14 protein-coding genes are annotated in these 18,424 nt (G+C 69.3%); 11 read left to right on the top strand and 3 right to left on the bottom strand.

Annotation, left to right across the window (positions count from 1 at the left end; genetic code table 11):
• Positions 1-50: 50 nt before the first annotated feature.
• Positions 51-953: a DMT family transporter gene (locus D9599_RS16430; protein WP_198382359.1), complete on the bottom strand. Its 903-nt coding sequence runs from the start codon at positions 951-953 to the stop codon at positions 51-53.
• Between the two features lie 200 nt (positions 954-1,153).
• Between D9599_RS16430 and D9599_RS16425 the strand changes: the two genes are divergently transcribed.
• From D9599_RS16425 to dnaN, 8 genes are all read left to right on the top strand, one after another.
• Positions 1,154-2,944: a thiamine pyrophosphate-requiring protein gene (locus D9599_RS16425; protein WP_198382358.1), complete on the top strand. Its 1,791-nt coding sequence runs from the start codon at positions 1,154-1,156 to the stop codon at positions 2,942-2,944.
• A gap of 55 nt (positions 2,945-2,999) precedes the next feature.
• A complete protein-coding gene (locus tag D9599_RS16420; RefSeq protein ID WP_198382357.1) occupies positions 3,000-3,695 on the top strand; it encodes an SIMPL domain-containing protein in 696 nt (231 codons plus the stop codon).
• 66 nt (positions 3,696-3,761) lie between these two features.
• The gene (locus D9599_RS16415; RefSeq protein ID WP_198382356.1) at positions 3,762-4,718 is read left to right on the top strand and encodes a tripartite tricarboxylate transporter substrate binding protein; all 957 of its coding nucleotides are present in this window, start codon (positions 3,762-3,764) and stop codon (positions 4,716-4,718) included.
• A 76-nt stretch (positions 4,719-4,794) separates the two neighbouring features.
• Positions 4,795-5,655 (top strand): DMT family transporter, encoded by an 861-nt coding sequence (locus tag D9599_RS16410; RefSeq protein WP_198382355.1) that lies wholly within the window; start codon positions 4,795-4,797, stop codon positions 5,653-5,655.
• A 156-nt stretch (positions 5,656-5,811) separates the two neighbouring features.
• The gene (locus tag D9599_RS16405; RefSeq protein ID WP_198382354.1) at positions 5,812-6,591 is read left to right on the top strand and encodes an enoyl-CoA hydratase; all 780 of its coding nucleotides are present in this window, start codon (positions 5,812-5,814) and stop codon (positions 6,589-6,591) included.
• Positions 6,592-6,710: 119 nt separating this feature from the next.
• Entirely contained in the window at positions 6,711-6,983 is a 273-nt protein-coding gene (gene rpsT / locus D9599_RS16400) for a 30S ribosomal protein S20 (RefSeq protein WP_198382353.1), read from the top strand.
• Between the two features lie 236 nt (positions 6,984-7,219).
• Positions 7,220-8,683 carry a chromosomal replication initiator protein DnaA gene (dnaA, locus tag D9599_RS16395; protein WP_198382352.1) on the top strand — a complete coding sequence of 488 codons (1,464 nt, stop codon included), beginning with the start codon at positions 7,220-7,222 and terminating at the stop codon, positions 8,681-8,683.
• 109 nt (positions 8,684-8,792) lie between these two features.
• Positions 8,793-9,920, top strand: a complete 1,128-nt coding sequence (gene dnaN, locus D9599_RS16390) for a DNA polymerase III subunit beta (protein WP_198382351.1) — start codon at positions 8,793-8,795, stop codon at positions 9,918-9,920.
• A gap of 10 nt (positions 9,921-9,930) precedes the next feature.
• Here the strand turns inward: dnaN and D9599_RS16385 are convergent, their stop codons facing one another.
• Positions 9,931-10,725 carry a hypothetical protein gene (locus D9599_RS16385; protein ID WP_198382350.1) on the bottom strand — a complete coding sequence of 265 codons (795 nt, stop codon included), beginning with the start codon at positions 10,723-10,725 and terminating at the stop codon, positions 9,931-9,933.
• A gap of 234 nt (positions 10,726-10,959) precedes the next feature.
• On the opposite strand from D9599_RS16385, the gene recF reads away from it, so the two are divergent.
• From recF to D9599_RS16370, 3 genes are all read left to right on the top strand, one after another.
• Positions 10,960-12,207, top strand: coding sequence for a DNA replication/repair protein RecF (gene recF / locus D9599_RS16380; protein WP_232480583.1), 1,248 nt, complete (start codon positions 10,960-10,962; stop codon positions 12,205-12,207).
• 151 nt (positions 12,208-12,358) lie between these two features.
• The gene (gyrB, locus tag D9599_RS16375; RefSeq protein WP_198382349.1) at positions 12,359-14,815 is read left to right on the top strand and encodes a DNA topoisomerase (ATP-hydrolyzing) subunit B; all 2,457 of its coding nucleotides are present in this window, start codon (positions 12,359-12,361) and stop codon (positions 14,813-14,815) included.
• Between the two features lie 793 nt (positions 14,816-15,608).
• Positions 15,609-17,222, top strand: coding sequence for a sensor histidine kinase (locus D9599_RS16370; protein WP_198382348.1), 1,614 nt, complete (start codon positions 15,609-15,611; stop codon positions 17,220-17,222).
• 623 nt (positions 17,223-17,845) lie between these two features.
• Here D9599_RS16370 and D9599_RS16365 read toward each other — a convergent pair.
• Complete coding sequence (locus D9599_RS16365) at positions 17,846-18,355, bottom strand: DUF421 domain-containing protein (RefSeq protein WP_198382347.1); 510 nt, start codon at positions 18,353-18,355, stop codon at positions 17,846-17,848.
• Positions 18,356-18,424: the final 69 nt, after the last annotated feature.

Genomic DNA, 18,424 nt, shown 5'->3' with positions numbered 1-18,424 from the left:
GCGGCGGTCAGGGCCAGAGGCGGAACGAGGGCGCCGTCCCGAAGGGATTCTCAGCCGAGAATGACAAGCACCACGCTGAGGACGATGAGCAGCGCGCCCACGGCGTCGCGGGCCCGCAGCGGTTCCTTGAGGTACCAGCGGCCGAAGGCGAGGGTGAAGACGATCTCCACCTGCCCGACCGAGCGCACCAGGGCTACGGGAGCGAGGGCGAAGCCGGAGAACCAACAGGCCGAGCCGAGCGCGGAGAGCAGCCCGACCGGCGCCGCGTTGCGCCAGTTGCGCAATACCCCGGTCATCGCGCCCGGTTCCCGCGCCAGCAGCCAGGCGCCCTGCAGGAGCGCCTGCATGACATTGGTGACAACCACGGTGCAGAGCGCGCCCAGCACCGTGTCCGCCGCGGCGAGGTCCTGATTGGCCGCGCGGATCGTGATGCCCGTCAGCCCGAAGCAACTGCCGGCCGCGAGCCCGCAGAGAGCCGCGGGCTGGGCCGTGGCCCGCAGCGCCTGGCCGAGGCTCGAGACCTGGCCTGCCATGGAGAGCCAGAGCACCGCGCAAACCCCCAGGGCGATGCCGGCCCAGCTGAGGGGCGAGAGGTGCTCGCCGAGAAGGATGATCGCGAAGACCGCGCCCTGCAGGGCCTCGGTCTTGGAATAAGCGGTGCCGACGGCAAAGCCGCGCGGGGCGAAGGACGCAATGAGAAAGACGGTGCCAAAGATCTGCAGCACGCCGCCGGCGGCGCAGAGCAGGAGGGCACGCGGGCCGAAATGGGGAATGGTGCCGTCCGTGATCCACCACCAGCCGGTGAGGAGGACAAGGCCGGGCGGCACGCCGTAGAGGTAGCGGACGGCGGCGGCGGCATTGAGGGAGAGAGTGCCGCGAAGTTTCTGCTGGAGGGCGGTGCGCCAGCATTGGAAGAGCGCGGCGGAAAGCGTGGCGGCGAGCCAGAGGGGCATGGGGTGTCAGCGCGTCCGGGCAAGGAGGGGCTATCGCGGCCAAGGCGGCGCAAGCTGGATGGGGTCGTCCTCGGCCGCGGGCCCGTCAATTCGCGCAACTGGCCCAGAAGGGGGACGTTCCCCCCCAAGCCTTCATGCCGATGGGCGGAACGCGACGCCCCTCACGGGCGCCCCCGAGCTTGATCGATTGCGAGGACTGCATGGCCAGAAAAGTCAGCGACTTCTTCTGGGAGCGCCTGCACGCCTGGGGCGTGCGCCGCGTCTTCGGCTATCCAGGCGACGGGGTGAACGGCTTGCTCGGCGGCCTGCAACGCTTCGGCACCGACAAGATCGGCTTCGTGCAGGTGCGCCACGAGGAGATGGCGGCCTTCATGGCGAGCGCCCACTCGAAGTTCACCGGCGAGGTGGGGGTGTGCCTCGCGACCAGCGGGCCCGGGGCCACGCATCTCCTCACGGGCATGTACGACGCGGCGGGCGACCACGTGCCGATGCTGGCGATCGCGGGCCACACGGTTCGCCCCGCGATCGGCGGCCACTACCAGCAGGAGGTGGACCTGATGACCGCCTTCAAGGACGTGGCGGGCGCCTTCGTGCAGCAGGCGACGGTGCCCGCGCAGATGCGCCACCTGGTGGACCGCGCCATGCGCACCGCCATGGGCGAGCGGCGGGTCACAGCCCTCATCATTCCGAACGATCTCTCGGAGGAGAGCTACGAGGATCCACCGCACGCCCACGGCACGATCCATTCCGGCGTGGGCTGGACGCCGCCCCGCGTCATTCCGCGCGATGAGGACCTGCGGCGCGCCGCGGCCGTGCTGAACGAGGGAAAGCGCGTCGCAATCCTCGTCGGCGCCGGTGCGCTGGGGGCGGTGCCGGAGCTGGAGGCGGTGGCGGACCGGCTCGGCGCCGGGGCGGCCAAGGCGCTGCTCGGCAAGGACGTGCTGCCGGACGACCTGCCCTGGGTGACCGGCACGATCGGGCTGCTGGGCACGCGGCCGAGCTGGAACCTGATGCAGGAGTGCGACACGCTGCTGATGGTCGGCTCCAGCTTTCCCTGGTCGGAGTTCCTGCCGAAGGAGGGCCAGGCGCGGGGTGTGCAGATCGACCTGCAGCCCGCCATGCTCAGCCTGCGCTACCCGATGGAGGTGCCGCTCACGGGCGATGCGGCCGAAACGCTGCGCGCCCTGCTGCCCCTGCTGGAGGCCAAGGAGGACGGCTCCTGGCGCGAGCGGATCGCGGCGGACAACCAGGAATGGCACGAGTTGCTGGAGAAGCGGGCACGGGCCGAGGCCGATCCGATCAACCCGCAGCTGCCCTTCCAGGAGCTCTCCCCCCGCCTGCCGGACGGGGTGATCCTGACGAGTGACTCCGGCTCCTGCGTGAACTGGTACGCGCGGAACCTGCGGATGCGGCGGGGAATGCGGGGCTCGCTCTCGGGCAGCCTGGCCAGCATGGGGGCGGCGGTGCCCTACGCCTTCGCGGCGAAGATGGCGCATCCGGACCGGCCGGTGATCGCGATGCTCGGCGACGGCGCCATGCAGATGAACAACATGGCGGAGCTGATCACGGTGGCGCAGCACTGGCGCTCCTGGTCGAACCCCACCTGGATCTGCATCGTGCTGAACAACCAGGATCTGAACGAGGTTACCTGGGAGCAGCGGGTGATGGAGGGGATGCCGAAGTTCCTCGACACGCAGCGGCTGCCCGACTTTCCCTATCACCGCTTTGCGGAGCTGGCGGGGCTGCGGGGCATCTTCGTGGACGACCCGGCCAAAGTCGGGGAAGCGCTGGACCAGGCGCTGGCCTCCGACCGGCCGGTGGTGCTCGAGTTCCGCACGGACCCGAACGTGGCACCCCTGCCGCCGCATACCCAGGTGCAGCAGGCCTCCCACCTCGTTTCCGCGCTGCTGCACGATCCGGAGCGGGGGCAGGTGATCCTCGACACGGCGCGGCAGGTGATGAGCGCGGTGCTGCCGGGCCGGAAGGATTGAGTCGAGGATGCGGGCGGCCGCATCTTCGCCACGCGGCACTGCGAGGTTGCGCCGCATGAAGCGAACTCTCCTCCTCGCCGCGTTCCTCTGCGGCCCGGTTCTCTGTGGCTGGGGACCGGCCATGGCCGATGCCGTGCCGGTCTATCCAGGGCCGGGCACGCTGCTCCGGCTCGCCGAAGCGGCCGAGGTGACGCGCGTGCCGAACGAGGTGAGCGCGACCCTTCGGTACGAGGCGCGGGAGGCCAGCCCCGCGGCCACGCAGGCGGCCGTGAACCGCACCATGGCAGCGGCGCTGGAGACGGCGCGGGGCGCCGCGGGCGTGACCGCCTCGACCGGGACCTACGGCACCTACCGGCAGGAGGATCCGCCGCGCTGGGTGGCCAGCCAGAGCCTGAACCTGCGGGCGCCGGATCAGTCAGCCCTGCTCGATCTTCTGGGCACGCTCCAGTCCCGCGGGCTGGCCCTGGCCGGGATGGGCCACGGGCTGACCCGCGACGCCCAGCGCACGGCGAGGCAGGAGGCCACCGCCCTGGCGCTGGACGCCCTGCGGCGCCGGGCCGACGCGCTGGCCGCCGGGATCGGGATGCGGGTGGAGCGGATCGCCGAGATCAACCTCGATACCGGCGACGTGCCCCCGCCGCGGCCGATGATGGCAGCCATGGCGCGCGGCGCCCCGGCCCCTGTGGCCCAGGCCGAGGATATCGTGGTTACCGCTTCGGCCCAGGCCGTCGTGGTGCTTGTGCCGCGGTGATGCCGGCGGGTTGACGGGGCGGGCAGGGAGCGGGACCGTCCGGCCCGAGAATCCGGAGGAAACCCGATGCCGCGTCCGCTCGCCCTGCTCGGCGCGATGGCCTTCGCCATGCTGGCGGCGATGCCCGTCCAGGCGCAGACCCAGCCCCCCGTCCGCCTCATCGTCGGTTTCCCGCCGGGGGGTGGAATCGACCTGCTGACCCGCGTCATGGGGGAGGGGCTGTCGGCCCGGTTGGGACGGACGGTGGTGGTGGAGAACCGCACAGGGGCGGGCGGCAACCTCGCGGCGGATGCCGTGGCCAAGGCGGCGCCGGACGGGAACGTGCTCGGCGCCGTGCCCGCCGGGCCGCTGGTAATCAACCGCCACATCTACCGCAGCATGCCCTTCGACCCGCTGGCGGACTTCACGCCGATCAGCCGCTTCGCCGCCATCCCCGTGATCTTCCTGGCGGCACCGCGGGCGGGGATCACCGATATCGCCTCCCTTCGCGCTGCGCTGGAGAAGGGGCCGCTGCCCTGCGGCACGCCGGGGGCGGGGACGACGCAGCATCTGGCGGTCTCGCTGCTGATGCGGGAGCTCGGGCGGGAATGCACCATCGTGCACTACCGCGGCACCGGTCCGGCCCTGCCCGACCTGCTGACCGGGACGATCTCCCTCTACACGGACACGGTCGTCACCGGGCTGCCACCGGCACGGGACGGGCGGGCGCGGGCCATCGCGATCGCCTCCCCCGCGCGTTCCGCCCTCGCGCCGGACATCCCGGTGGTGGCGGAGTCCGTGCCGGGCTTCGTGGCGGAAACCTGGCTCGCCCTCGTCGGCCCGCGCGGCCTGCCGGAAGCCATGGCGGCGCGGCTGGAAGGCGTGATGATCGAGATCGCCCGCGATCCCGCCGTCGCGGCCCGGCTGAGGGAGCTGGCCGCGGAGCCCGTCGGCTCCACCCGGGCGGAGCTGGCGGAGACGATCCGGGCGCAAGACGCTGTCTGGGGGCCGGTGGCCCGCGCGGCGAACGTTACGGCCGACTGAGGCGTCCCACCCCGCGTGGGGGGGCCTTCCCGAGGCGCCGGGACGGGGCCGCTCCCACATGCGATGATGCCGCCCGATGTCACCGATTCTCGCCGGGTTGCTCTTCCAATTCGCGGCCATCGCCCTCTTCGTCGTGCTGGACACGCTGACGAAGGTGCTGACGGCCCATTACCCCGTCCCGCAGATCGTCTTCATGCGCTTCGTCTTCCACACGGTGATGGTGGGGCTGGCGCTACGTCTGGCCACGGGCCGCCTGCCCTGGCGCAGCCGCGCGCCGGGGATGGAGGCGGTGCGGAGCCTCTGCCTGCTCGTGGCCAACGGGTTCTTCGTGGTGGCGCTGTTCCACATCCCCCTGGCGGACGCCTCCGCGGTCACCTTCGCCTCCCCCATCTTCACCGCCGCCCTCGCCGCCCTGGTGCTGGGGGAGACGGTGGGGCGGCGGCGTTGGGCGGGCATCGCGATCGGGCTGGTGGGCGTCATGGTCGCGCTGCGGCCGCCCTTCCTGACCGGGGAGACGCCGCACTGGGCGCTGTTCCTGCCGCTCGGCACCGCCTTCGCCTTCGCGGCCTACCAGATCCTGACCCGCAAGCTCTCGGTGGTGGATCCGCCGGGCACCATCATCCTGCATACCGGGCTTGCCGCCGGGGCGGTCGCGGCGCTGGCGCAGCCCCTCGTCTGGCAGGCGCCCGACGGCTTCGGCTGGCTGCTGATGGCGCTTACCGGGGTTTTCGGGGGCGGCGGGCACTACCTGCTGATCCAGGCCTATTCCCGTGCCCCGGCCAGCATCCTCGCGCCGATGACCTATACCCAGCTCATCTGGGCCACCCTCTCCTCCGCCCTGTTCTTCGGGGACCCGCCGGACCGCTGGACCCTGCTGGGGGCGGCGGTGATCGCGACGGGCGGCGTGGTGGTCGCCTGGCCGGAGCGTCGGCGGTAAGCGGCCGGAAGACGCGTCGGCCCTCCTGAGCCCGGCTGCGAGTCCCGTCCCCTGCGGCTGCATGTCGAGCACCGCGGCTGATTGACGCTCCCCTCCCGCGCCCCGTTGACCGCGCCCCCGCCGCGCCACAGCCTGCGCCCAGCAAGGAGGAGCGCCATGGCCGATTACGGGATGATCTCAGTGGAGACGCGCGGCAAGGTGGGGCTGGTCACGCTCAACCGGCCAGCCGCACTCAACGCCCTCTGCGACCAGCTGATGACGGAGCTGGGCGGGGCCCTCAAGTCCTTCGACGCCGACGCCTCGGTGGGCGCCATCGTGCTCACCGGCAGCGAGAAGGCCTTCGCGGCTGGCGCTGATATCAAGGAGATGAAGGACCGAACCTACCCGGCCGTGCACTTCGAGGACTTCATCGGCAACAAGTGGGAGACGGTGCTTACCATCAAGAAGCCAGTGATCGCGGCGGTGGCGGGCTTTGCGCTCGGCGGCGGCTGCGAGCTTGCGATGATGTGCGACATCATCATCGCCGCCGAGAACGCGAAGTTCGGTCAGCCCGAGATCCGACTCGGCATCATCCCGGGCGCCGGCGGCTCGCAGCGGCTGACGCGCGCGGTGGGCAAGTCGAAGGCGATGGACCTGATCCTCACTGGCCGGATGATGGATGCGGCCGAGGCGGAGCGCTCCAATCTCGTCACCCGCGTGGTGCCGGTGGAGAGCCTCGTGGATGAGGCCGTGAAGATGGGCGAGTCGATCGCCGCCTTCTCGCAGCCCTCCGTCGCCATGGCCAAGGAGGCGGTGAACGCCGCCTACGAGCTCTCGCTCCGCGAAGGGGTGCGGCTGGAGCGGCGGCTGTTCCACAGCCTGTTCGCGACCGAGGACCAGAAGGAGGGGATGGCCGCCTTTGCCGAAAAGCGGAAGCCAGCCTTCCGCAATGCCTGAGAGGGGGTGGACCTCTTTCCTTGACTCCCCGGGGGGCTGTGGATAGAACGCCCCCCTTCCTGCGGCCGTCCCCGGCGGACCGCGCCCCATGAACATTCCGACTGGTATTCTCAGCTCCCATGGCGAACACCGCTTCCGCGCGTAAGCGCATCCGGCAGAACGAGAAGCGCCTCGAGCGCAACCGCGCCCGGCGCTCGCGCGTCCGCACCTTCCTGCGGGCCGTCGAGGACGCGATCACGGGCGGCGACAAGGCGAAGGCCCAGGAGGCGTTCCGCCTGGCCCAGCCCGAGCTGCAGCGCGCGGCCGACAAGGGTGTGACGCACGACAACACCGTGGCGCGCAAGCTGTCGCGCCTGTCGGCGCGCATCAAGGCGCTCGGCGCCGCGGCCTGAGGAAGTAAAGGCGCCCTTCCGGGCGTTCTTGTGCAAGTCGTCCCCGAGTAAAGTCGTGAGGCAAATGCGTCACGGTGCTTGTGCGCCGTGGCGCTTTTTCTTGCGTGTTGCTCTCGTGTCTTTGGCGTGAACGTGTTTGGCGTTTGCGGCGGACGGGATGGCAAGTTACCTTTCGTGATGCAGGGTCCGTCCACGCGTTGCCGCGGGGATGAATGAGGGGGCTTCGGGTGGATCGCATGCCGGATCAGCACGCCAATGCCTCGCCCGCCGCATCCGCTACCGGTTCCGTGGACGACGTGCGGCTGGATGCGGCCTGGGCGAGGATCCGCGGCCGTTTGCGCGAGGAAGTGGGCGAGGCCGAGTACCGCACCTGGCTTCGCCAACTGACGCTCGCGGGCGTGGAGGGCGAGGAGGCGATCGTCCATGTGCCCACGCGCTTCCTGCGGGACTGGCTGCGCGGGCAGTACGGCGACCGGCTGAGGGCTCTCTGGCAGGCCGAGTCCGTGGGCGTGAGGCGCGTGGACATTCGCGTCGCGTCCCCGCAGGCGGCGCGCGAAACCGTGGCGGTGCCTGACGGCGCTGACCTCGCGGAGCCGCTGCCGGCGACGCGCCCGCCGAGCGAAGCCGTCCGCGCCGAGTCGCAGAAGGTCGATGCGCGCGGGGACTGGGCCGCGCCGCTCGACCCGCGCTTCACCTTCGACAGCTTCATCGTTGGCAAGCCCAATGAATTCGCCCATGCCTGCGCGCGTCGCGTGGCGGAGAAGCCGAACTCGCCTGGCTTCAACCCGCTGTTCCTCTACGGTGGCGTCGGGCTGGGCAAGACGCACCTGATGCACGCGATCGCCTGGGCCATCCGCGAGCCGCAGGCCGGCAGCGGCGGGCGCTCCGTCGCCTATATGAGCGCGGAGAAGTTCATGTACCGCTTCATCGCGGCGCTGCGCTCGCAGTCCACGATGGAGTTCAAGGAGAGCCTTCGCTCCGTCGACGTGCTGATGATCGACGACCTGCAATTCCTGATCGGCAAGGACAACACGCAGGAGGAGTTCTTCCACACCTTCAACGCGCTGGTGGACCAGGGCAAGCAGATCGTCGTCTCCTCCGACAAGCCGCCCTCGGACCTGGCGGGGCTGGAGGACCGGCTGCGGACGCGGCTGGGCTGCGGCATGGTGGCCGACATCCACGCGACCACTTACGAGCTGCGCATCTCCATCCTCGAGAGCAAGGCGAACGCTGCCCAGGTGGACGTGCCGGCGCGGGTGCTGGAATTCCTTGCGCACAAGATCACCTCCAACGTGCGCGAGCTGGAGGGGGCGCTGAACCGGCTGATCGCGCACGCGAACCTCTTCGGCCGGCCGGTGACGCTCGAGTCCTGCCAGGAGGTGCTGCACGACATCCTCCGCGCCCACGACCGCCGCGTGACGATCGAGGAAATCCAGAAGCGGGTGGCCGAGCACTACAACATCCGCCTGACCGACATGTCCTCGGCCCGGCGGGCGCGGAACGTGGCGCGGCCGCGGCAGGTGGCGATGTATCTCTCAAAGCAGCTCACCTCCCGCTCCCTGCCCGAGATCGGGCGGCGCTTCGGCAACCGGGACCACACCACCGTCATGCACGCCGTCTCCCGCGTGGCCGAGCTGATGCAGGGCGATGCCGGCTTCGCCGAGGATGTGGAGCTGCTCCGGCGCATGCTGGAGACCTGAGGGGCGGGCCTCCCGCTTCGGGCGCTAGGCTTCACGCCGAGTTTTCACGATGATAGAGGGCTCACTCGGGGGCTCTCCGCCCCCGATGGCGTTGCGGGGGGTGGCGGCGATGAAGTTCACGGTGGACCGGGCTGTGCTCCTGAAGGCCCTTGCCCATGTGCAGGGTGTGGTGGAGCGTCGCAACACCATCCCGATCCTGGCGAATGTCCTCATGGATGCGACCAAGGACGGGCTGCGGCTGACCGCGACCGACATGGAGATCGCGATCGTCGAGGAGATCGGCGGTGTCGAGGTGGCCCGCGAGGGCCGCTGTACCGCCCCCGCCGCGACCCTGCTCGAGATCGTCCGCAAGCTGCCCGACGGCGCCAAGGTCGAGCTGGACCATCGCGGCGGCGACGCGCCGCTGGCGCTGCGCGCCGGCCGCTACAACACGGGCCTGATGGTGCTGCCGGTCGAGGACTTCCCCTCCATGACCGAGGGCAAGCTGCCGCACCGCTTCTCTCTGACCGCCGGCATGCTGCGCGACCTGGTGGACCGCACGAAGTTCGCGATCTCGACCGAGGAGACGCGCTACTACCTCAACGGCATCTATCTCCACGCTCCCGAAGTGGCGGGGGCGAAGGTGCTGCGGGCGGTCGCGACCGACGGCCACCGCCTCGCCCGCGTCGAGGAGCCGCTGCCGGAGGGCGCGGCCGGGATGCCCGGCGTGATCGTGCCGCGCAAGACCGTCAACGAGCTCCGCAAGCTGGCCGATGAGACAATGGAGGAGATCGAGTTCCGGCTCTCCGACACGAAGCTCCAGGTGAAGCTCGGCACGGTGACGCTGACGAGCAAGCTCATCGACGGCACCTTCCCCGACTACGAGCGGGTGATCCCGAAGGGCAACGACCGGGTGCTCTCGGTGGACAAGACCGCCTTCGCCGCCGCGGTGGACCGGGTGGCGGCGATCAGCAGCGAGCGCTCGCGTCCCGTGAAGCTTTCGCTGGAGAAGAACCACCTTCTCCTCACGGCCGCCTCCCCCGAGCAGGGTCAGGCGCAGGAGGAGCTGGACAACGACACCGTCAGCTACGACGCCGCCCCGCTCGAGATCGGCTTCCAGGCCCGCTACCTGAAGGACATCACGGACCAGGTGGACGGGCAGGTGGAGTTCCGCTTCGCCGACGGTTCGGCGCCGACCATCGTGCAGGACGCGGCCAAGCCCGCGGCGCTCTACGTCCTCATGCCCATGCGGGTGTGAGGGCCGTCGGCTAGTCCTGCAGCTCCAACAGGTCGAGCGGGATGTAGCCGCTCACCGTCGGGCTGGTGACCTCGGCCCACTGGCGGCCATTCGCGACGAGCTGCCGAAGGACGGCAACCCGGTTGCCCCGGCCAATCGGCTGCTCGGTTGCCCTTGAGGGGAAGGGGGTGCTCAGGATCGCGCTGTCCTCCAGCACCGAGGCAAGCCGGCTTCCGACCGGCGGCTTCCAGGCGCTCCCCATTGCCGGATCGATCTCCGAGCCCGTGCGGACAGGAAGGTTCGAAGCCAGCCGATCTGCACTGTCGGTCCCCGATGGTGCGGGGAGGATGTCTCTCGCTGGGATGCTCGCGGCAGGGCGTGCAGGCGAGGGGCGGTGCGGGCCGGAGAGGAACCAGCCGAGGGGCAGGGCGGCGATAAGGCTGAAGACCGCCGTGCGGACGAGAGCGGATGTGTGCCGCTTCCGGGGCCGGCCGGTCCTTGTGCCGGGCCAGGGCACCGCGGCGGGGACCAGCTGCAGCCGCGCCGCGCTCCGCAGGCTGACCAGCTCGGCCTCCAGGCCCGCCGCCTCCTCGCGCAAGCGGGCGATCTCGTTCCGAAGCTCAACATTCTCGCGCTGCGGCTCGGCATGCCCGTCCGCCAGGACGCCGGCCTCCACCCACTCGGCGTAGTCGTTGAAGTTCAGGCCGTGCCGGGCGAGCAACTGGTTGATCCGCTCGCGGGCCGTGTCCGCCTCGGCCTGATGGTCCGAACCCAGCCGGCGCGTCAGGTGCCCGAGAAGCTCCGTATCCTTCGTGCTGAAAGGCATCACGCTCAACGCTCGTGGTGGTGTTTCGATCCATTGCCGCGCGGGGTGTGTAGGGCAAGGGGCCGGATTGGACGGGCAGGTATGTGGGAGGACGACCGAAGCGGCGCCAGACCGTCCTCCGGACTGGCGCGGCGGCGCGGACCGGGCGGAGGAGTCCACCAGGGCCGGTTTGTGGTGTAAGCGCTGTCGCGGCCTTTCCCATGGGCCTGCATGCCGTCATGCGCGGCGGAAGCCATGGGCCCACCCTTTGCGGACGGCTTGGCACGGCTTTTCGCGACGCTCCGCCCGATGATGGCAACCGGGCAGCCTTCCTGGACGATCCCTTCCCGCGTGAACCCCACCCTTCGCCTCACCCGCCTTCAGCTGCAGGACTTCCGCAATCACGCGCACGCCGCGCTGCGGTTCTCGGCGGGGATCGTGGTCATCGCGGGGGAGAACGGCTCGGGCAAGACGAACCTGCTGGAGGCGATCAGCCTTCTCGGGCCGGGTCGGGGGCTGCGTGGGGCAAGGATCGCCGACCTCGGGCGGCATGTGGGGGAGGACTCGCTTCCCTGGGCCGTCTCGGGCCGTTTCGAGGGGCCGGAGGGGGTGTTCGACCTCGGCACGGGCACCGTGCATGACGGGCCGCCCGACAAGCGTACCTTCCGGCTGGACGGCGCCCCCGTGCGCTCCCAGGCGGAGCTGGGGCGGCTGGTGGCGGCGGTCTGGCTGACCCCGCAGATGGACCGGTTGTTCCAGGAGGCCGCCTCGGGGCGCCGCCGCTTTCTCGACCGGCTGGTCTGGGCGCTGGACCCGAACCACGCGCGGGAGGTCTCGGCCTACGAGAACGCCATGACCCAGCGCAACCGCCTGCTGGCCGAGGGGCGCGACGGCGGCCGCGTGGAGGCCCGTTGGCTGGACGGGCTGGAGGACGCCATGGCGCGCCACGGCGTGGCCCTGACCGCCGCCCGGCGCTCCCTGGTGGCCCGCCTCAACGCGGCCCTTGCGGAGGGGCTGGCGGGCGCCTTTCCAGCAGCCCTCTGTGCCCTCGAATGCGACACCGCTTCCGCGCTCGAGACCCAGTCCGCCCTTCAGGTGGAGGACGGGCTGCGCGCGGCGCTGGCGGCGCGGCGGGGACGTGATGCGGCGGCCGGCATGGCGCTGGGCGGGCCGCACCGATGCGACCTCCGGCTTTCCCACCTGCCTAAGGGCGTGCCGGCCGAGCTCTGCTCCACCGGGGAGCAGAAGGCACTGCTCATCTCGACCGTCCTGGCGCATTCGGCGCTCATCGCGGCCACCCGGGGCTTCGCGCCGCTGCTGCTGCTGGACGAGATCGCGGCCCATCTGGACGCCGTCCGGCGGGAGGCGCTCTTCGCGGCGCTCACGGCCTTGCCCGCGCAGAGCTTCCTGACGGGGACGGAGCCCGGCGTCTTCGCCTCCCTGGGGGGCGTGGCGGAAAGGTTCTCGATCGGAACCGAAGGGATCGTGCCGGAGGCGGCCTGAAGGCAAGGCGTCCCCCGGCCTTGTCCGCTGAAAGATAAATGGTTGTCCCGTCGGGGCCATGGCTTCTCGCGCGCGTAATCCTTATATACGCGGAACACGATTCCGCCCGGCCGCTCGCCCATCGATCCGGCCCAAGAGGTTCCCTGCCCGCATGACCGAGTCCACCCGCGCTGCCCATAAGGCCGAGGTCGCCGCTGCCGGCGCCGATGGTGCCTATGACAGCGCCTCCATTACCGTGCTGCGGGGGCTTGAGGCCGTCCGCAAGCGCCCGGGCATGTATATCGGCGACACCGACGACGGCTCCGGCCTGCACCACATGGCCTTCGAGATCATCGACAATGCCGTGGACGAGGCCCAGGCCGGCTTCGCCACCACCTGCCACGCCGTGCTGAACGGCGACGGCAGCGTGACCGTGACCGATGACGGACGCGGCATCCCGACCGACATCCACGCCGAGGAGGGCGTCTCCGCCGCCGAGGTGGTGCTGACGCGCCTGCACGCGGGCGGCAAGTTCAACCAGAATTCCTACAAGGTCTCGGGCGGCCTGCACGGCGTCGGTGCCGCGGTGGTGAATGCCCTTTCCGAGTGGATGGAGGTTCGCATCTGGCGCAATGGCCAGGAGCACTTCATCCGCTTCGAGCATGGCGAGACCGTGCAGCCGCTGAAGGTGGTGGGGCCGAGCGACCACCCGACCGGCACGCAGGTGACCTTCAAGCCCTCCGCCGAGACCTTCACGAAGACCGAGTTCGAGTTCGCCATCCTGGAGAAGCGCCTGCGGGAGCTCGCCTTCCTCAACTCTGGCCTGCGTATCCACCTGCGCGACGAGCGGCACACCCCCGCCCAGGACGTGGAGTTCTTCTTCGAGGGCGGCCTCGTCGCCTTCGTGGAGTGGATGGATGCGGCGGAGGACCCGCTGTTCAAGCCGCCCGTCTCCTTCGCCAGCAAGGAGACCGACGGCATCCGCGTGGAGATGGCGATGTGGTGGAACCGCTCGCCCCGCGAGCGGACGCTGTGCTTCACCAACAACATCCCGCAGCGCGACGGCGGTACGCACCAGGCGGGCTTCCGCCAGGCGCTGACGCGCGTGGTGACGAAATACGCCGCCGAGCAGGCGAAGAAGGAGAAGGTGGAGCTCTCGGGCGAGGACATGCGGGAGGGGCTGTCCTGCATCCTCTCGGTGAAGGTGCCGGACCCGAAGTTCTCCTCCCAGACGAAGGACAAGCTCGTCTCCTCCGAGGTGCAGCCGGTGGTGCAGATGGCGGTCGCCGACGCCCTGAGCCACTGGTTCGAGACGCATCCGAAGGAGGCGAAGCTCGTCCTCGATCAGGTCGTGCTCTCGGCCGTCGCGCGTCGCGCGGCGCAGATCGCGCGCGAGAAGGTGGGGCGCAAGAACGCGCTCGATATCTCCACCCTGCCGGGCAAGCTGGCGGACTGTCAGGAGAAGGACCCCGCGAAGTCCGAATTGTTCCTCGTTGAGGGTGACTCGGCCGGCGGCTCTGCCAAGCAGGGGCGCAACCGCGCGAACCAGGCGATCCTGCCGCTGAAGGGCAAGATCCTGAACGTGGAGCGCGCGCGGATGGACAAGATGCTGTCCTCCGCCGAGGTGGGTACGCTGATCACGGCGCTCGGGGCCGGAATCGGCGCGCGCGACCCGGATCGGCCGAACATGCCCTTCTTCGATCCGGACAAGCTCCGCTACCACCGCGTCGTCATCATGACGGACGCGGACGTGGACGGCTCGCATATCCGCACGCTGCTGCTGACCTTCTTCTTTCGCCAGATGCCGGAGCTGATCGAGCGCGGCTACCTCTACATCGCGCAGCCGCCGCTCTACCGCGCCAAGCGCGGCAACGAGGAGCGCTACCTCAAGGACGACCGTGCGCTGGAGGAGTACCTTCTGGAGAAGGCGCTGCACGGTGCCCGCCTCTCCTACACCGATGGCCGCGAGGTCGCCGGCGAGGCGCTGCGCGGGGCGGTGGACGAGATGCGCGCCGCGACGCGCCGCATCCGGCGACTGGCGAATAACCTGCCCGCGGAAATCGTGGAGCAGGCCGCCGTTGCCGGTGCCCTCGGCACGGACCCGCGCCCGGACGCCGCGCCGCGTCTGGCTGCCCGGCTGAACGAGTTGGCCCTGGTCAGCGAGCGCAGCTGGAAGGCGACGTTGGACGAGGAGGGGCTGCGCGTCTTCCGTCAGGTGCGCGGCGTGACGGAGAGCCACCACCTCGACCCCGTCGCCCTGCGCTCGGCCGAGGGGCGCTGGCTTGAGGAGCGGCGCGACAGCCTTGCCGCCGATTTCAATGAGCCGGCGGTGCTGCAGTTCGAGGCGCAGCGCCACGAGGCGCGCGGACCGATGGCCGCACTCGATCGTATCCTGGCTCAGGGCCGCAAGGGTCTGGCGGTCCAGCGCTTTAAGGGATTGGGCGAGATGAACCCCGACCAGCTCTGGAAGACCACGCTGGACCCGGAGGCGCGGACACTGCTTCAGGTGGCGGTGGAGGATGCCGACGATGCTGGCCGCGTCTTCTCGACGCTGATGGGAGACGTGGTCGAGCCCCGGCGCGACTTCATCGTGGGCAATGCGCTGAAGGTGGCGAACCTCGACGTCTAGGCGTGTTATTTGCTGTAAGCCCTCATTTACTGGATCGGAGATCAGGGCGAGGCGTGTGCATGGCGTCTCGCTCAGTCTCCGTTTTCACCCAGCTGTGCCCTGCATTCTGCCTTCCCTCCGGGGCTTCGTTCAGCACGTGCAAGGTCTGTATCTAGTTCAAGGGTTCGGCGTTGGGGCTCGTTTGCTCGGGCGGCGGCGCCTCGGACGAGCAGGTCGCCCAATCTGAAGGAGCGAGGCCGAACCGCGCTGTCCTTGCCATGGCTGTTCTCCTCCTTTCATAGGTGAGCTCTTGTCGAACGCGGCCACCGGACGCGAAGGTTCGACTGGGATCTCGACCGTGCTAGTTGCGCTGCTGTCATATTGCTGCGATTTTCTGCCGCTGTTGGGACACCAATTGGGACCTCAGGGTGTCGATCACCGAGTGGGTAGAAGCCATGTCTTGCCTGTACTTGGCCTGGAATTCTGTCTGTGTGCTGAAGCACAGTTTGAGCACTACCCGCTTCCCAGCGCCCACTTGGCTTTACGCTGAGGCGCCCGGCTCGATCTCTCGGCAACCACCGGCCGTTAAGCAGACCGGTTGTTCGGTTTGAGCCTTGGGACAGTAGGCGTTGCCTCGGCGGCACCAGCACGTGTCACTCCGGTTCGCGCCTCGGCATCCCTCGCCAAGCGCCTGTTGGTCCTGGTCGCCGTCATCTCCATGCCGCTCCTCGTGCTGGCTGTCGCAGGGGTCTGGCGTGGGCAGGGCGAAGCGCGAGCGCGGGCCGAGGACGCCCTACTGAGCCGAACCCGGACAATGGCGCTTGCGGTCGACGCTGAGTTCAATCGCGCCGAGGCACTTCTGAACGGGATCTCGGCGTCATCGGCCCTCGCCAGGGGTGACCTCGACAGCTTTGAAGGCGAGATGCGCGCCGCCTCCGCCCTGTTCGGCGGCGCCGTTCTCACCCTGGTCACCATCGAAGGCCGGATCGCGCTGCTGACCGCCTGGGCACCGGGAGAGCGCCGGGTCGGGGTGCAGGCCCCTGATCAGGCGCTGCAGGTACTCGCCTCAGGTCGCGTTGAAGTCTCCAACTTGTTCCGAGGCACCGCGACCGGGAAGCCTGCCGTGGCAGTCGGCGTGCCAGTATTGGGTGCCCCTGACGCCTCCGGGCAGCGCGTGGTCCTGTCGGGCCTTGGCCTCTCGCTGCCGCAGGCGTGGGTGGCGGCGGCGCTGGAGGCGCAGCGCGTCCCCGACGCGCCCGGATGGGTCGGCACGGTTACCGACCGTGCGGGTGCCATCGTAGCCAGAACGCGAGGTGGAGGTGACATCATCGGCCAGCCAATGCGACGCGAGATACAGGCCTTGGTGGCGGCTGCGTCGGAGGGTGTGCTGCGCGGCACAACCACCCGGGAGGGGGTTCCGGCGGTGACTGCTTTCGCCCATGGGCCGCGCAGCGGCTACAGCTACGTGTTGACGATGCCCGAAACAGAATTCGAGGCTCCGCTACATGCCGCGCTCACACGCATCCTGGGCTTCGGGGGGCTTGTTGCCGCAGTCGGCGTCGCTCTTGCGGTCCTGCTGGCACGGCGCACTGTGGCCGCCTTCCAGGGGCTGACGGCGCTGGTCGCGGGAGGCGTGACGCCGGCATCCACTGGCCTGCGCGAGGCCGACGACCTCGCAGCCGCCTTTACCGCCGCATTGGAGGAACGCAATCGCAGCGAGCGTCATCGGCGCCTGGTTGTGGCCGAGTTGGACCATCGAGCGAAGAATTTGCTCGCCACAGTCCAGGCTGTGGCCGCTCAAAGTCTACGCGGAGCAGGCTCCACCGATCCGTCGCAGTTTGCGGCCGACTTCCAGGGCCGCCTGCGTGCCCTGGCGCGAACGCACGACCTGCTGACCTCCATTTCGTGGGAAGCAGCGGAGCTCAGCGCAGTGGTGCACGCCGCACTTTCGCCCTGGCTGAGTGATGACAGCAGCGGCGCTGGGTCGCGGATCGATCTTTCCTACTTCCGAGTTGCTAGGCGGAGCGTGCACCTCTTTCCGGGGCAAGCGCAAACCCTGTCGTTGGCGCTGCACGAGCTGGCAACCAACGCCGTCAAGCACGGGGCGCTCTCGGTCTCAGGAGGGCGCGTTGCAGTCACCTGCCACGAAGATGCAGGCAGGGTGATGGAACTGCATTGGATCGAGACTGGTGGCCCGCCGATAGCAAATGTGCCGACCCGACGTGGCTTTGGCACGCGGCTGCTCGAACAGGCACTGGCCCGCGAGTTGGGCGCAGGCGCTGCGGTGCGGTTGCGCTTCGAGCCGGGTGGGCTGCAGGCTAGCATCCGCTTCGCGCCGCAGGGGTGTCAGACTGATCCGGCAGGGAACGCGCAGGGTGCGGAGCAGATGCTGAGAACGGCCTCAGTAGACCGGGTGGGTGAGAGGTAGTGGAGCGCTGATCTGGTTCAACGGCGGATCTCGCACCCACATAGTCGAGCATAGGAAGCAAGTTGGGCCTGGGTCGGAAGGTTCCTGGTTGTGAGGTGCACCCGCAGATGCACCGATCGAAGACGTCCTCGCGCCATTGCCGCCCGGCTGACAGCGGCGTCCACCTCCTGAACGGTAGGGATGCCGCTTGCGAAGACGCCATCCACGATCTTCTCAGTCTGGATCACCTCCTCCCTCGACGGGACGACCTCCGTCCGCACTGATGCCGCAGCCCGGTCATGATCTCCCTTCGAGGGATGGACAGCCCCAAGCCGTCCTGCAACTCCAGCATATGGAGAGGCCGTGGATAGCCATTGATCTCCGTAGGTAGGGCGAAGCCAATTCCCCGGCCTGTCCAAAGGTTTGCCAGCTCTGCCGCGGAGAGGGATGCTACTTCCTTCTCTCCCTCAATGCGCATTCCCCATCATCCCGATGATGCGGTCCCTCAACCACTTGCTGGCTCAGACAAGGCGAGCATCTGTTATCCGCCGCCGGTGGGCCAGAATTGCACGGTGCTCGCCAATCCGGTCGCTGAGGACCTGAAACACACGGCGCGTTGCGGGCCAGAGTGGCCCATGAGCGGATCAGGGTAAGACCGGCGGATGCTCGTCTTCGCGCGGCGAGGTGGAGTCCCGCCGTATGACGGAGAAGCTTCCATCGGTTTCCAAGACCGCCGCGGCCACGTCCTCGAGCGAAGCGATGCCCTGTGCGCGGGCCGCAGCCTGGACCTCGTCCTCGGTCACGCGTTCCCGCCGCATGGCCTCGGGGAGGAAACGACCATTGCGGAGCAGGAGGCAAGGCTCCGCCTTAACGAGGGCGCGCACCCGGTCCGAACGGACGGAGAGCCAAGTGATGGAGTATTGCAGCAGGACGAGGAGTGCGAAGGCCACGACACCTTCAGCGAGGGCAACGTCCTTGCTCAGCAGCACGGTCGCCAGGGTGGAACCGAGAGCGACCGTCACCACCAAGTCGAAGGCGTTCATCTTGGAAAGCGTGCGCTTGCCCGTTACCCGAAGCAGCAGCACCAGGATGACGTAGGCGAGGACTCCGACCACCACAACCCGCAGCAGCCCCACCCAGCTGTCGAAGAGCATGTTGTCACTCCATCCACCCAGATTTCAACTTTCGCAGCGCCGTGCCGTTGCGAAGGGGAACGGCGTTCC

Origin of the sequence: Roseomonas sp. KE2513, assembly GCF_016107305.1 — a bacterium.
Taxonomy (GTDB): domain Bacteria; phylum Pseudomonadota; class Alphaproteobacteria; order Acetobacterales; family Acetobacteraceae; genus Roseomonas.
This window is presented reverse-complemented; position numbering and strand designations above follow the sequence as displayed.

Bases quoted from the DNA above. Each gene is read 5' to 3' on its own strand.
- D9599_RS16420 (WP_198382357.1), top strand. From the start codon at position 3,000: ATGAAGCGAACTCTCCTCCTCGCCGCGTTCCTCTGCGGCCCGGTTCTC.
- D9599_RS16365 (WP_198382347.1), bottom strand. From the start codon at position 18,355: ATGCTCTTCGACAGCTGGGTGGGGCTGCTGCGGGTTGTGGTGGTCGGA.
- D9599_RS16430 (WP_198382359.1), bottom strand. From the start codon at position 953: ATGCCCCTCTGGCTCGCCGCCACGCTTTCCGCCGCGCTCTTCCAATGC.
- D9599_RS16410 (WP_198382355.1), top strand. From the start codon at position 4,795: ATGTCACCGATTCTCGCCGGGTTGCTCTTCCAATTCGCGGCCATCGCC.
- dnaN (WP_198382351.1), top strand. From the start codon at position 8,793: ATGAAGTTCACGGTGGACCGGGCTGTGCTCCTGAAGGCCCTTGCCCAT.
- D9599_RS16385 (WP_198382350.1), bottom strand. From the start codon at position 10,725: ATGCCTTTCAGCACGAAGGATACGGAGCTTCTCGGGCACCTGACGCGC.
- D9599_RS16415 (WP_198382356.1), top strand. From the start codon at position 3,762: ATGCCGCGTCCGCTCGCCCTGCTCGGCGCGATGGCCTTCGCCATGCTG.
- gyrB (WP_198382349.1), top strand. From the start codon at position 12,359: ATGACCGAGTCCACCCGCGCTGCCCATAAGGCCGAGGTCGCCGCTGCC.
- rpsT (WP_198382353.1), top strand. From the start codon at position 6,711: ATGGCGAACACCGCTTCCGCGCGTAAGCGCATCCGGCAGAACGAGAAG.
- dnaA (WP_198382352.1), top strand. From the start codon at position 7,220: ATGCCGGATCAGCACGCCAATGCCTCGCCCGCCGCATCCGCTACCGGT.
- recF (WP_232480583.1), top strand. From the start codon at position 10,960: ATGGGCCCACCCTTTGCGGACGGCTTGGCACGGCTTTTCGCGACGCTC.
- D9599_RS16370 (WP_198382348.1), top strand. From the start codon at position 15,609: ATGGCGCTTGCGGTCGACGCTGAGTTCAATCGCGCCGAGGCACTTCTG.
- D9599_RS16405 (WP_198382354.1), top strand. From the start codon at position 5,812: ATGGCCGATTACGGGATGATCTCAGTGGAGACGCGCGGCAAGGTGGGG.
- D9599_RS16425 (WP_198382358.1), top strand. From the start codon at position 1,154: ATGGCCAGAAAAGTCAGCGACTTCTTCTGGGAGCGCCTGCACGCCTGG.